The organism is Lysobacter koreensis (assembly GCF_042677045.1).
GTDB lineage: Bacteria > Pseudomonadota > Gammaproteobacteria > Xanthomonadales > Xanthomonadaceae > Lysobacter_K > Lysobacter_K koreensis.
The window spans coordinates 669,750-683,228 of record NZ_JBHTIH010000002.1; the positions used below are offsets into that span (position 1 = coordinate 669,750).

Below are 13,479 nucleotides of genomic sequence, written 5' to 3' on the forward strand. Positions count from 1 at the left end.
TGTCGAAAGGACGCAAGGAAACGGCCCGCACTCGCGGGCCGTTTCCTTGCCGGCAACTCAAGGCATGGGAACTGCACGGCGTGGACCGGAGACATAAGAAAAACCGGCCCTAACCCGGGTCTTCTGCCGTCATGACCGCCTCGCGACCGGGCAATCGATTGTCATGGCTTACATCGCCTCGACGGCGTCCCCCGGCAGACACGTTTGGCCCTGGGCGACGACGAAGCTGACCTGCTGGCCTTCCTTCAGGCTCTTGGAGCCGTGGGACTGGATCGCGCGAAGTTGGACGAACGCTTCCTCGCCGTTCTCGCGGCTGATGAAGCCGAAGCGTGTGGCGTCGCTGAGCGGGCCTTTTCTTCGACACTGTCAGCGCGAAGGATCCGCCACACACCCCGAAGCCCAGCCGGCCCCCTTGTCCGGCTCGCTCGCCGGTTTGACGCCAGATGTTGCGCTGCACCGTGCAATCCAGCCGGCCTCGCGACTACCGTCGCGGGTCCACGCGCCGTGGACGTCGTTACCTTGTCCCCGGGGGTTATCGAATGAAGCTTCGCCTCATGCACGTCATGTCGGGCAGTGCGGTCCTGGCCGGCGCCATCGCCGCAGCCGTGGCCGCGCCGCCGGCATCCAAAGTCAATCCGCTGCGCGTGAGCATGCTCGCCGCTTCGGGCAGTGCCGCCGACTTCCTCGGCGCGGTCGAGATCACGATCACCAACACCAGCCGGCACACGGTGCGCCTGCCCCGCTGGCAGCTGCCGTCCGACTACATCGACGCCAAGCTGTTCAACGTCAGCCTCGATGGCGTGCCGGTCCAGTACGAAGGGCCGATGTTCAAGCGCGGGCTGCCGCAGGCGGCCGACTTCGCGATCCTGCGCGCGGGCGAGACCTACCGCACGGTGGTGGACCTCTCGGCCGCCTACGACCTGTCGCGGACGGGCCAGTACACCGTCAGCTTCAACTCGCCGCTGCAGCACGCGTCCACCTCCGATGGCGCGATGCTCAGGCAGCACAACGGCCTGCCGATGATGGCCCAGAGCGCACCGCTGCGGCTGTGGGTGGACGGCAGCGGCCAGTTGGACGCAGCCAAGGGGCCGACCGCGTCGGCATCGGCGAAGAAGCCACCGCCGAGCGGCGGCGGCACCGTGGTCAACGGCGTCACCTACAAGGGCTGCACCACCACCCAGACCAACACCGCCGGCAACGCCGTGGTCTCGGCGCGCGGCTACTCCGAGAACGCGAAGGGCTACCTGGCTTCGAGCACGGTCGGCCCGCGTTACACGACCTGGTTCGGCGGCTACACCTCGCAGCGCTACAGCACAGCCAGCCAGCACTTCGTGTCCATTGACGGCGCGATGGACCAGAGCGGCGGCCAGATCACCATCAACTGCGGCTGCAACCAGAGCGCCTACGCCTACGTCTATCCGACCCGACCGTACGAGATCTTCGTCTGCCGCGCATTCTGGACCGCACCGCTGACCGGCACCGACTCCAAGGCCGGCACGCTGATCCACGAGATGAGCCACTTCAACGTCGTCGCCGGCACCGATGACGTGGTCTATGGGCAGGCGGGTGCCAGGCAGCTGGCCATCAGCGACCCGGCCGCCGCGCTCAACAACGCCGACAGCCACGAGTACTTCGCCGAGAACACGCCCTCGCAGAACTGATCCACCCGCAGGTCAAGGCGATGCCCGAACGGCCCGCACCCGCGGGCCATTCGCTCCGGGCAAGAAAAAACCCGGCCGGAGCCGGGTTCAATCCTGGATGCTCATCGCATCGCGGCGGGTCATCGCTCGGTCAGTGCACTCAGAGCGCCTCGACCGCATCGGCCTGCAGGCCCTTCTGGCCCTGGACGACGACGAAGCTGACCTGCTGCCCTTCCTTCAGGCTCTTGAAGCCCTGAGACTGGATCGCGCGGAAGTGCACGAACACGTCCTCGCCGTTCTCGCGGCTGATGAAGCCGAAGCCCTTGGCGTCGTTGAACCACTTGACGGTGCCGGTTTCACGGTTCGACATTTACTTGCTCCCTGGAACAGTGGCTGGAGAACGCGGCAGCGCCGCGTGCTGGGTTGCAAGGAGGAAGCGGGTGCAACGATGCGATGGAGGGAACCGATCGAAGGATCGCTCGGGCCACGCACCGGGCCACGATTCACGGTGACCTTGGGCAAACACAGCGACCGCACCGTAGCGTGCAATAAGTGAGAATGCAACGCAGCGGACAGCCGGTCCGGACGAGGGTTTGAAGCATGGATTCGCAGACGATTTATTACCTGCTGGCCGCCGTGCTGGTGGTGGTGGGGGTGGCCGGAACGGTGCTGCCGGCCCTGCCCGGATTGCCGCTGGTGTTCGCCGGAATGCTGCTGGCCGGTTGGGCCGGGGACTTCCAGAAGGTCGGCGTGGGGATGCTGGTGTTGCTGGGAGTGCTGACCGCGCTGTCGCTGGCGATCGACTTCCTCGCCACCACGCTCGGCGCCAAGCGCGTGGGTGCCAGCAAGCTGGCGCTGGTCGGCGCGTTGATTGGCACTTTCGGCGGGCTGTTCTTCGGGCCGCTGGGGTTGTTCGCCGGCCCCTTCGTCGGCGCGTTGGCCGGCGAACTGATCCATGGCCGCGACAAGGGCGTCGGCAACCTGGGCCAGGCGACCAAGGTCGGGCTGGGGACGTGGCTGGGCATCGTGCTGGGCACGGTGCTCAAGGTGGGATTGGCGTTCGCGATGCTGGGGCTGTTCGCGTTTGCGTGGTTTCTCTGAGCGGGTTTCGGTGGGCAGCCCGGTTGGCAGCCAATTGGGTCGCGGCGGCTTCACACGGCATTCGTATCGCTGCAGCGACAGTGCTGGCCTGAACAGGGGATCCCCATGACACGCTGGAGCAAGAAACGCATGATCTGGACGATAGTCATCACCGCGCTGGTGTCCGTGCTGGCCGTGGTGCTGGCCATGAACTTCGCCACGCCGGAGAAGAAGCTCGAGCGCAAGATCGAACACCGCTATAGCGTCGCCGACCCGCAGTTCCGGCGCGAGCTCGGGGTGATGCTCGGCCCGGGCATCGTGGCCGGCAACAAGGTCACCGACCTGCAGAACGGCCACGAGATCTTCCCCGCGATGCTGGCGGCGGTGGCATCGGCGCAGAAGACCATCACCTTCGAGACCTACATCTACTGGTCCGGCGAGGTCGGCCAGAAGATGGCCGACGCCCTGTCCGAGCGCGCGCGCGCCGGGGTCAAGGTCAACGTGATGCTCGACTGGGCCGGCAGCATCAAGATGGAGAACGCGCTGCTCGAGCAGATGGAGACTGCCGGCGTGGTGGTGCACCGCTACCGCCCGCTGCACTGGTACAACCTGGGGCGTCTCAACAACCGCACCCACCGCAAGCTGCTGGTGATCGACGGCCGCATCGGCTTCACCGGCGGCGTCGGCATCGCCGACCAGTGGTCGGGCCAGGCGCAGGATCCCGACCATTGGCGCGACATGCATTTCCGCATCGAGGGCCCGGTGGTCGCGCAGATACAGGCCGCCTTCAACGACAACTGGATCAAGACCACGGGCGAGGTGCTCAACGGCGCCGATTATTTCCCGCCACTGCAGCCGGCCGGCACGACCGACGCGCACCTGTTCATCAGCTCGCCCGCCGGCGGTAGCGAGAGCATGCACCTGATGTACCTGATGTGCATCGCCGCGGCCGAGCACAGCATCGACCTGGAGGCGTCGTACTTCGTCCCGGACACGCTGATCACCAAGGCCTTGCTGGCGGCGCGCCAGCGTGGGGTGCGGATCCGCATCGTGGTCCCGGGCGAGCACATCGATTCGGCAACCGTACGCATCGCCTCCAAGCGCGAATGGGGCGAATTGCTGCTGGGGGGGGTGGAAATCTACGAGTACAAACCCACGATGCTGCACAACAAGCTGCTGATCGTGGACGGCGAGATGGTGTCGGTGGGCTCGACCAACTTCGACATCCGCTCGTTCCGCCTCAACGACGAGGCCAGCCTGAACATCTACGACCGGGATTTCGCCACGCGCATGACGCAGATCTTCGAGCAGGACCTGAAACCGACCAAGCGCTACACCCATGAAATGTGGCAGAAGCGGCCGTTGAAGGAAAAGTTCGCGGAAAAGGTGCTGATTCCGATCAAGTCGCAACTGTGACGCGCCCGGTACAGCACGCGATGTCCCTTCCCCTGTCGTGGTGCGCGGCGGCCTGGCTGCTGCCGGCCGCCGCGTTCGCACAGCAAGCCGGCCCCGACGCCGCCACTACCGAAGCCTGCGTGGCGATCACCGTCGATGCCGACCGGCTGGCGTGCTACGACACCGCGCTGGGCCGCAAGGCGAGCGACCCGAAGGCAGCCGACAGCGCCGCACGCGAGGCGAAGGCGACCAAGGAAGTCATTGCCGGGTACGAGCAGCTCGAACTCGAGGCCTTGCCGCCGCGCGAGCGCGTGCAGCGCAAGGTCGGCGATCTGTTCCGGTCCGAGGACGGGCCCGACGTGTTCGACGCCCGCATTGCCAACGCCGGCAAGGGTTCGCTGCTCGACAGCCGCTGGGAGCTGGCCAAGGACTCCAAGCTGGGGGTGTTCAACTTCCGCGCCTACAAGCCGGTGTACCTGCTGCCCGCGTTCTGGAGCAGCGACCCCAACGAGCAGCCCGCCTCTTCCAACCCCGCCGTGCCGCCCGTCGCGCAATCGCTGAGCGACGTCGAGGCCAAGTTCCAGCTCAGCTTCAAGACCAAGGCGGTCGAGAACCTGTTCGGCGACAACGGCGACATCTGGATGGGCTACACCCAGAGCTCGCGCTGGCAGGTCTACAACGGCGACCAGTCGCGCCCGTTCCGCGAGACAAACTACGAGCCGGAAGTGCTGCTGGTGTTCCGCAACAACTACCGCCTCGGCGGCTGGAACGGCCGCATGCTCGGCGTCGGCATCAACCACCAGTCCAACGGCCGCGCCGACCCGGCGTCGCGCAGCTGGAACCGGGTGATCGCCAACATCGGCCTGGACCGCGAGGACTGGTCGCTGATGCTGCGGCCGTGGTACCGGATCTCCGACGGCAACGAGGACGAGAACCCCGACATCGAGGACTACGTCGGGCGCGGCGACATGACGCTGGTACACCGCCGCGGCGGCCACGAGTTCGCGCTGCTGGCGCGGCACTCGCTGCGCGGCGGCGAGCGCTCGCGCGGCGCGGTGCAGTTCGACTGGGGGTTCCCGATCCACAACACCCTGCGTGGCCACGTGCAGGTGTTCGACGGCTACGGCGAGAGCCTGATCGACTACGACCACCGCGCCACCTACGTCGGGCTCGGGATCTCGCTGCTGGAGTGGTACTGAGCGCCCAAGCGAATGTGACCGCCGGCCGCGACGCAGCGCCTGAGATCGGAGCAAGCTAGCCTGCAGTCCTCGACGCAAGGAGACGCGGCATGAAGGCACGACGGGTTCTTTCCCTCGATGGCGGCGGCATCCGCGGCCTGGTCAGCTGCCTGTGGCTGGCCGGCGTGGACCGCGCGCTGCTCAAGGCCGGCAAGCCCGGCTTATTGAAGAGCTTCGACCTGGTGGCGGGCAGCTCGACCGGCGCGTTGATCGCCTGCGGGCTGGGCGTCGGGCTAAGCCCGGAGGCGCTGGGCGAGCTGTACAAGGCGCAGCGCCACGAGATCTTCCCGGGGATCGCCGGCCGACTCTGGTCACGGCTGGGACGCTTCATGACCCAAGGGCCGTCGGCGCCGAAGTACGACGGCAAGGGCCTGGAGAAGGTGCTGAAGAAGGTGTTCGGCGCGACCACCCTGGGCCAGCTCAAGATCCCGACCCTGGTCACCAGCTACGACACCGTGTTGCGCAAGCCGGTGGTGTTCAAGAGCTTCAAGCCCGAGCACAAGGACCTGCTGGTGTGGGAGGTCTGCCGCGCTTCGGCCGCGGCACCGACCTACTTCCCGGCGCACGGCATGACCGTCGAAGGCCACAAGTGCGCGCTGATCGACGGCGGCGTGGTCGCCAACAACCCGACCGCGTGCGCGATCGCCGAGGCGCTGCGCAAGGACGCGCGCGTCGACAGCGCCCAGGACCTGGTGGTGCTCTCGGTCGGCAGCGGCGAGCGCAACCGCCCGATCGACCTGAAATCGGCGCGCGAATGGGGCGCGCTGGAATGGGCGATCCCGATCATCGACGTGCTGTTCGACGGCAACACCGACTCGGTCGACTACATCGCCCAGCACCTGGTCGGCGACGGCTATTTCCGCCTGCAGACCGAACTCGTCATCGGCCTGGACGACCTCGACGACACCAGCGCCACCAACATCGCGGCGCTGGAGATCATGGCCAAGGACTATTTATCGAAGGCGGCGACGATCAAGCAGCTCGACCGCTTGGCGGCGATGCTGTGATCGGGTGCGCCGCGCGGCCGATCCCTTCTCCCTCCGGGAGAAGGTGGCACGAAGTGCCGGACGCCACGAAGCAAGCACCCTTGGGGTGTGAGGGTTCGGGATGAGGTTGTTGCAACGCGCTCGCGCCGAACCCTCACCCCAACCCCTCTCCCAATGGGAGAGGGGCTCAGGGCGACTCAATGGGTTTCCACCACCACCGGGATCTTGCCAATCCGCGCCTGCCATTCCTTCGGCCCGGTCTGGTGCACCGACTCGCCTGCGCTGTCGACGGCCACCGTCACCGGCATGTCCTGCACCGTGAATTCGTAGATCGCCTCCATGCCCAGGTCGGCGAAACCGACCACGCGCGAGGCCTTGATCGCCTTCGACACCAGATAGGCCGCACCGCCGACCGCCATCAGGTACACGGAACGGTGCTTCTTGATCGCCTCGATCGCGAGCGGGCCACGCTCGGCCTTGCCGACCATGCCCAGCAAGCCGGTTTCGCTGAGTACCTGCTCGGTGAACTTGTCCATGCGGGTGGCGGTGGTCGGGCCGGCCGGACCGACGACCTCGTCGCGCACCGGGTCGACCGGGCCGACGTAATAGATGAAGCGGCCGCGGAAATCGACCGGCAACGGCTCGCCCTTGTTCAACATCTCGACCATGCGCTTGTGCGCCGCATCGCGGCCGGTCAGCAGCTTGCCGTTGAGCAGCAGCACCTCGCCGGGTTTCCAGCTGGCCACCTCTTCGGGCGTAACGGTGTCGAGGTCGACACGCCGCCCCTTGGCACTGTCGTAGGTCAACTCCGGCCAGTCGGCCAGCGACGGCGGATCGAGCATCACCGGGCCGCTGCCGTCGAGGGTGAAATGCGCGTGGCGGGTGGCCGCGCAATTCGGGATCAGCGCCACCGGCAGGTTGGCGGCATGCGTCGGGTAATCCTTGACCTTGATGTCGAGCACCGTGGTCAGTCCGCCCAGGCCCTGCGCGCCGATGCCGAGCGCGTTGACCTTCTCGTACAGCTCCAGCCGCAGCTCCTCGGCGCGATTGCTCGCGCCGCGTGCCTGCAGCTCGGTGATGTCGATCGGTTCCATCAAAGCTTCTTTGGCCAGCAGCATCGCCTTCTCGGCGGTGCCGCCGATGCCGATGCCGAGCATGCCCGGCGGGCACCAGCCCGCGCCCATCGTCGGCACGGTCTTGAGCACCCAGTCGACGATCGAGTCGGACGGATTTAGCATCGCGAACTTCGACTTGGCCTCCGAGCCGCCGCCCTTGGCCGCGACGATCACGTCGACGGTGTTGCCCGGCACCACCTTCATGTTGACCACGCCGGGCGTGTTGTCCTTGGTGTTGATGCGCTTGCCCGCCGGATCAGCCAGCACGCTCGCGCGCAGCTTGTTGTCCGGATGGCGGTAGGCGCGGCGCACGCCTTCGTGGACCATCTCTTCCACGCCCATGGTGGCGTCGTCCCAGCGCACGTCCATGCCGATCTCAAGGAACACGGTGACGATGCCGGTGTCCTGGCAGATCGGCCGGTGACCCTCGGCACACATGCGCGAGTTGATCAGGATCTGGGCGATGGCGTCACGCGCCGCCGGCGATTCCTCGCGCTCGTAGGCGGCGGCGAGGCTCTTGATGTAGTCGACCGGGTGGTAGTACGAGATGTACTGCAGCGCGTCGGCGACGGACTGGATGAAATCTTCCTGCTTGATCGAAGCGGACTTGATCGATGTGGGCTTGATCGAATCCCGGGCGGGGCTGGCGGATGCGGGCGGGCTGGCGGTCACGGCTGCCGATGGGTAGCGAACGGGCGGCCATTGTCCCCCAAGGGGACTTCCGTCGGGCGTCCCCCAAGGGGACTTCCGTTGGGCGCAAGGCGGGCCCCGGCTTGCCGCGTTGCAACCGCCGGCGTGGTTTCCGTGGGGCGGTGGGCGCGCAATGCCTGACACGAACAGAAGGGGTTCGGGAGTGGCGGGCCGGGGCCCGCCCTACGCCGCCGCCTGCGCGATCAACTGGCTCAGCGTGGCGAGCGCCTGCTCCGTGCGCTCGTCCTGGGCATGGCCGTAGTTGAGCCGCAGGCAGTTGCGGAAGCCGCGATGGGCGGAAAAGATCGGTCCCGGGGCGACGCTGATGCCGCGGGCCAGCGCCTGCCGGTGCAGCGCCAAGGCATCGACCTGCGCGGGCAGCTCGACCCAGACGAAGTAGCCGCCCCCCGGGCGCGTGATCCGGCAGCCAGCGGGAAAATGCCGGGCCATCGCCTCGAGGAAGCCTGCCTGCTGGGTTGCCAGCGCCTGCCGCAGGCGGCGCAGGTGGCGCTCGTAGCCACCGCGTTCCAGGTAGGTCGCCAGGGCTTCCTGCGCCGGCGCCGAGGTGGTCAGGGTGGTGGTCAGCTTGTGCCGCGCGACCTCGCGTGCGTAGCGGCCCGGCGCCGCCCAGCCCACGCGGTAGCCCGGCGCCAGGCATTTCGAAAACGACGCGCAGTGCAGCACCAAGCCTTTGCTGTCGAAGCGCTTGGCGGACCCCGGGCGCGTGTTGCCGAAATACAGCTCGCCGTAGACGTCGTCCTCGATCAGCGGGATCTCGTGCCGGCCGAGCAGTTCGACCAGGGCCCGCTTCTTGTCGTCGTCCATGGAACTGCCGAGCGGGTTCTGGAAATTGGTCATCAACCAGCAGGCTTTCGGCGCGTGGCGCTCGATGGCCTGGGCCAACGCTGGCAGGTCGATGCCCTCGCGCGGGTGCGTCGGTACCTCGATGGCCTTGAGGTGGTTGCGCTCCAGCGCCTGCAACACGGCGTAGAAACACGGCGACTCGACCAGCACCGCATCGCCGGGGCGGGTGACCGCGAGCAGGCACAGGTTCAGCGCTTCCATCGCGCCGTTGGTCACCACGATCTCGTCGGCCGGCACGTGCACGCCATCGAGCAGGTAACGCAACGCGATCTGCCGGCGCAGGCGCGCGTTGCCGGGCGTAAGGTCGTCGACGCTGGCCCACGGATCGAGCTTCTGCACGCTCGACGCCATCGCCCGCGCCAGCCGTGGCAACGGGAACAGCAGCGGGCTCGGGAACGCCGACCCCAGCGGCACCATGTCGCGCGCCATCGCCGACTGGAGCACTTCGAAGACCAACTCGCTGACGTCGACCCGGGTCGACTCGCCACTGGGCTGCGATGCCGTTTCCGGTTCCGGCGGCAATGGGGCCGCCTGCGCGGCCACGTAGTAGCCGGAGCGCTCGCGCGAACGCACCAGCCCGCGCGCTTCGAGCAGGTAATAGGCCTGGAACACGGTCGACGGGCTCACCCGCCGGTGCGTGCTGGCCTGGCGCACCGATGGCAGGCGATCGCCCGTGCGCAGCAACCCTTCGCGGATCGACTGCGCGATCTCGTCGGCGAGCACTTCGTAGCGCTTCACGGCGGCGTGGTCCGTCGGCGGGCCGCGCCTGAGGTGCCGGAACGCGCCTGGGCAATCCCGCTGAACGAAGCATCTGATCCGGTTTTTTCGCGCATATCTGATTATTCCGCATCTGTGCTGCCCGGCCTAGGATGTCGGGCAACGCTGGCGGCATGCCGTCGAGCGCCGGGCCGACCCGACGGCAAGGCCCGCGATCCCCAGCCACCAGCCGACGCCCATGAACCCCCAAGTTGAATTCAACCTCGCCCTGATCCTGTTCCTGCCATGGTTCGGAATCCTCGCGGCGCTGTACTGGATCTACCCCCGGCAGCCGCGGACGACGGCGCGCCGGGCTTACGACGCCGTGGCCCTCGCGATCGCCAGCGCACTGGCGGCGTGGGGCATGCACTGGAGCATGCTCAATGCCGACCCCCACGCCGGCGCGATCTGGAAGCAGGTGCTGGCCTCGTCGATCTCCTACGGCCTGTTCCTGCTGGTGATGACGATCGCGCTGATCGCGCGCTTCCGGCTGTTCAAGGCGCCGCGCCCGAACGCATCGCGCTGACCCACGCCTACGCATCTCCTCCACCCACCCGGGCGACGCGCGACTAGCGGCCGTCCACTCCGGAGCACTGCATGAAGACGCTTTTCATCCTCGCCTTCCTCGGCCTGATCCTCTACAACCTCGGCGCCGGGCTGTACTACATGCTGGTCGACCAGGGCACGAGCAAGCGCACCGTCAACGCGTTGACCCGACGCATCGCGCTGTCGGTCGCGTTGATCGCGCTGGTGGTGATCGGCATGGCAACGGGCGTGGTCGACCCGCACGGGGTGGGTGCCTGATTCGGTCGAGGCTGTCGATGGGTAGCGGACGGCGGCCGCCATTGCGGGGCGGCCGTCGTCCTCAGCCGCCGTATCCGGCCCGCGGCTCGTGCACTCCGCCCTGCGCCAGCCGCAGGTGCCGGCGCAGCCACGCCCCGAACTCGGCCTCGGACAGCGTGCCGTCCGCCAGCGCGACGTACACCGGATACAGCGCCAGGTCGTCGGCGTCGAGTGCGCATGGCCGATCGCATCCTGGTGCTGGCCGAAGGCCGGCTGGAGGCCAGCGGCACCCATGCCGAACTGGTCACGCAGGGCGGGCGCTACGCGGAGTTGTTCGAGTTGCAGGCGGCGGGGTATCGCTGAGTTACTCACTATGGGCTGAGGATTCTGCTTCCCCGAACCTCGCGACGAAGATCCAAGCCAGAGCAAATCCTCCCCAACCCTCCTTTTTCAAAGGAGGGAGAACAGCAAAGCAGGCAATCCCCACGCCCTTGGGCTTCCCCCTTTGAAAAAGGGGGATTGAGGGGGATTTGCTGTGGCTTGACCGAAAGCCCCCTCAGAACAACGACGCCTGCGGCGGCTCCGGCGCGGCATAGTCCAGCCGCCCGTCGACGATCCGCGCCGCCGCGGTGTACGGGTGTTCCTGCGAGTGTCCCGGCGCCAGCAGGTGCAGCACCTCCCAGCCGCGCGCCTTGAAGTCGTCGGCAATCAGGCTGCGGTGGCATTGCCACCACATCGCCTCGGCGCACATCAGCGCGACCCGTTGCCGCCGCGCCAGCTCGGCGACCCGGTCGCGCGCGGCTTGCCACGCGCCGGTCTGCATGTAGTCGGCGTAGCCGCGGAAGCCGGCGTTGCGCCACGCGGTGTTGGGCGAGTCCGGGCGGGGCGTGCGCCGGCCGCCGAGTTCCGGCACCGGCAGGTAGGCGATGCCGGCGCCGGGCAGCGCGCGCGCCATCGTCTCGCTGGAAAACTGCGGGTTGCGGCGCGAGCCGGCGAACCGGCGCACGTCGACCAGCACCTCGACCCGCGCCTCGTGCAGCATCGCGACGAACACCGGCCACTCGCGGGTGGAATGCCCGATCGTCCACAGGCGCGGCGGCCGACTGTCCATGCGCGGATGGTGCCTGCGCGCCGGTGAAGTGGCGTTGACGCCGCGCTCGCTACGCTGGTGGCCACCCTGGAGAACGACATGACCGTCCCCGATACGCGCCTGGCCCGCACCGGCCGCATCCTCAGTTTCCTGTTCAAGTACCGCAATGCCGGGGTGTTCAGCGGACTGGACCTGGACGCCGCGACCGTGGCGACCATCGACGCGCCCGCCAGCGACGGCAAGCCCGAAGAGTTCGTCGCCGACCTGGAGGCGCTCGGCCCGACCTTCATCAAGATCGGCCAGGCGTTGTCGACACGCGCCGACATGGTGCCGCCCGAATACCTGATTGCACTGGAACGGATGCAGGACGACGTGGCGCCGGTCGAGTTCGCACAGATGCGCGCGGTGATCGAGGACGAACTCGGCGTGCGCCTGGGCAAGGCGTTCGAGAGCTTTGACGAAACCCCGCTGGGCTGCGCCTCGCTGGCGCAGGTCTACCGCGCGACCCTGCGCGGTGGCCGCGCGGTGGCGGTCAAGGTGCAGCGGCCCGAGGCGGTCGAGAACATCCGCGCCGACCTCGACGCGCTGGCCTCGATCGCGGGCAAGGTCGACGGCGCCACCGACATTGGCCGGCGCATGCGCTTCGGCGACTGGGTACACGAATTCCGCAAGACGCTGCTGGCCGAACTCGACTACCGGGTCGAGGCGGAAAACCTCGAGCGCTTTGCCAACCATTTCGACGAGTACCCCGAGCTGCTGGTGCCGGCGCCGGTGTGGGACCTCACGCGCACCCGGGTGCTGACCATGGACCTGGTCGCCGGCACCAAGGTCACCGACCTGGGCGGGCTGCGCCGCACCGAGCAACCGCTGGGCCACCTGGCCACGGCGCTGATGCGCGGCTACCTGGACCAGACGTTCGTGCACGGCGAGATCCACGCCGATCCGCACCCGGGCAACCTGCTGGTCACCCACGACGGCCGGCTGGCGGTGTTCGACCTGGGGATGATCGCGCACGTGCCGCCCAAGCGCCGCGACCGCCTGCTCAAGCTGCTGTTCGCCGCGGTCGATGGCCGCGGCGAGGAGGTCGCCAACGAGGCGATCGCGATCAGCACGCGGCTGGAGGACTACGACGAGGAACGCTACGTGCGCGAGGTCGGCCAGCTGGTGTCGCGCTACGCCGCGCACGCCGGCTCGCAGTCGCTGTCGGAAGGCCGGCTGGTGCTCGACCTCACCCGGCTGGGCACCGCTTGCGGCCTGCGCACGCCGCCGGAACTGAGCCTGCTGGGCAAGACCCTGCTCAACCTGGAGAGCGTGTGCAAGGCGCTGGACCCGGAACTGGACGTCAAGCGCGTGGTCGAGGATCACCTCGAGCACGTAATGCGCGCGCGCCTGAAGAAGGCGTTGTCGCCGGCCGGCCTGGCCGGCGAGATCATCGAGCTGCAGGGGCTGGCACGCGAGGCACCGCGCAAGCTCGCCGACCTGCTGTCGTTGCTGGCCGACAACAAGCTGCAGGTGCGCATCACCGGCATCGAGGAATCGCGGCTGATGGAGAACCTGCAGAAGATCGCCAACCGCATCAGCACCGGGGTGATCGTCGCCGCGCTGATCATGGCGTCGGCGTTGCTGATGCGGGTCGAGGCCGGCGCGCGCCTGTTCGGCTACCCGGCCCTGGCGATCGTGATGTTCCTGATCGCGACCGGGCTGGGGCTGACCATCGTCGTGAGCGCGATGCTGCGCGACCGCCGGGCCAAGCCGCGCGAGGAAATCGCGCCGCGGTAAAGGCGAACGCGGCAGTGACCCAGCCGCGACCACCGCGCCCCGAACCCGCCGCACAACCGGAAC

Annotated in this window: 13 protein-coding genes and 1 pseudogene; 9 read left to right on the top strand and 5 right to left on the bottom strand. The window is 67.9% G+C overall.

Annotation, left to right across the window (positions count from 1 at the left end):
* Window positions 1–168: 168 nt before the first annotated feature.
* Window positions 169–342 (bottom strand): annotated as a pseudogene (locus ACFQZQ_RS03485) (cold-shock protein); the annotation flags it as partial.
* Between the two features lie 197 nt (window positions 343–539).
* On the opposite strand from ACFQZQ_RS03485, the gene ACFQZQ_RS03490 reads away from it, so the two are divergent.
* Complete coding sequence (locus ACFQZQ_RS03490; RefSeq protein WP_386811279.1) at window positions 540–1,661, top strand: M35 family metallo-endopeptidase; 1,122 nt, start codon at window positions 540–542, stop codon at window positions 1,659–1,661.
* A 139-nt stretch (window positions 1,662–1,800) separates the two neighbouring features.
* Here ACFQZQ_RS03490 and ACFQZQ_RS03495 read toward each other — a convergent pair whose 3' ends face one another.
* On the bottom strand, window positions 1,801–2,010 hold the full coding sequence (locus ACFQZQ_RS03495) for a cold-shock protein (RefSeq protein WP_386811280.1): 210 nt from the start codon (window positions 2,008–2,010) through the stop codon (window positions 1,801–1,803).
* Between the two features lie 230 nt (window positions 2,011–2,240).
* Between ACFQZQ_RS03495 and ACFQZQ_RS03500 the strand changes: the two genes are divergently transcribed.
* The 4 genes from ACFQZQ_RS03500 (at window position 2,241) to ACFQZQ_RS03515 (ending at window position 6,360) form a co-directional block, all read left to right on the top strand.
* Entirely contained in the window at window positions 2,241–2,741 is a 501-nt protein-coding gene (locus tag ACFQZQ_RS03500) for a DUF456 domain-containing protein (RefSeq protein ID WP_386811281.1), read from the top strand.
* A gap of 129 nt (window positions 2,742–2,870) precedes the next feature.
* Window positions 2,871–4,136, top strand: coding sequence for a phospholipase D-like domain-containing protein (locus ACFQZQ_RS03505; protein ID WP_386811649.1), 1,266 nt, complete (start codon window positions 2,871–2,873; stop codon window positions 4,134–4,136).
* Between the two features lie 20 nt (window positions 4,137–4,156).
* Entirely contained in the window at window positions 4,157–5,314 is a 1,158-nt protein-coding gene (locus tag ACFQZQ_RS03510) for a phospholipase A (RefSeq protein WP_386811282.1), read from the top strand.
* Window positions 5,315–5,403: 89 nt separating this feature from the next.
* Window positions 5,404–6,360: a patatin-like phospholipase family protein gene (locus tag ACFQZQ_RS03515; RefSeq protein ID WP_386811283.1), complete on the top strand. Its 957-nt coding sequence runs from the start codon at window positions 5,404–5,406 to the stop codon at window positions 6,358–6,360.
* A 176-nt stretch (window positions 6,361–6,536) separates the two neighbouring features.
* On the opposite strand, the gene ACFQZQ_RS03520 is transcribed toward ACFQZQ_RS03515, so the two are convergent.
* On the bottom strand, window positions 6,537–8,066 hold the full coding sequence (locus ACFQZQ_RS03520; RefSeq protein WP_386811650.1) for a fumarate hydratase: 1,530 nt from the start codon (window positions 8,064–8,066) through the stop codon (window positions 6,537–6,539).
* Window positions 8,067–8,327: 261 nt separating this feature from the next.
* Entirely contained in the window at window positions 8,328–9,746 is a 1,419-nt protein-coding gene (locus ACFQZQ_RS03525) for an aminotransferase-like domain-containing protein (protein WP_386811284.1), read from the bottom strand.
* 217 nt (window positions 9,747–9,963) lie between these two features.
* On the opposite strand from ACFQZQ_RS03525, the gene ACFQZQ_RS03530 reads away from it, so the two are divergent.
* The 3 genes from ACFQZQ_RS03530 to ACFQZQ_RS03540 all read left to right on the top strand — a co-directional run bounded on the left by ACFQZQ_RS03530 (window position 9,964) and on the right by ACFQZQ_RS03540 (window position 10,910).
* Complete coding sequence (locus ACFQZQ_RS03530; protein WP_386811285.1) at window positions 9,964–10,290, top strand: hypothetical protein; 327 nt, start codon at window positions 9,964–9,966, stop codon at window positions 10,288–10,290.
* A 71-nt stretch (window positions 10,291–10,361) separates the two neighbouring features.
* Window positions 10,362–10,568 (top strand): twin transmembrane helix small protein, encoded by a 207-nt coding sequence (locus ACFQZQ_RS03535; RefSeq protein ID WP_386811286.1) that lies wholly within the window; start codon window positions 10,362–10,364, stop codon window positions 10,566–10,568.
* Between the two features lie 216 nt (window positions 10,569–10,784).
* Window positions 10,785–10,910 (top strand): hypothetical protein, encoded by a 126-nt coding sequence (locus ACFQZQ_RS03540; protein WP_386811287.1) that lies wholly within the window; start codon window positions 10,785–10,787, stop codon window positions 10,908–10,910.
* Between the two features lie 193 nt (window positions 10,911–11,103).
* Here the strand turns inward: ACFQZQ_RS03540 and ACFQZQ_RS03545 are convergent, their stop codons facing one another.
* Window positions 11,104–11,658 (bottom strand): DUF488 domain-containing protein, encoded by a 555-nt coding sequence (locus tag ACFQZQ_RS03545; RefSeq protein ID WP_386811288.1) that lies wholly within the window; start codon window positions 11,656–11,658, stop codon window positions 11,104–11,106.
* A gap of 78 nt (window positions 11,659–11,736) precedes the next feature.
* Between ACFQZQ_RS03545 and ACFQZQ_RS03550 the strand changes: the two genes are divergently transcribed.
* Window positions 11,737–13,416, top strand: coding sequence for an ABC1 kinase family protein (locus ACFQZQ_RS03550; RefSeq protein ID WP_386811289.1), 1,680 nt, complete (start codon window positions 11,737–11,739; stop codon window positions 13,414–13,416).
* Window positions 13,417–13,479: the final 63 nt, after the last annotated feature.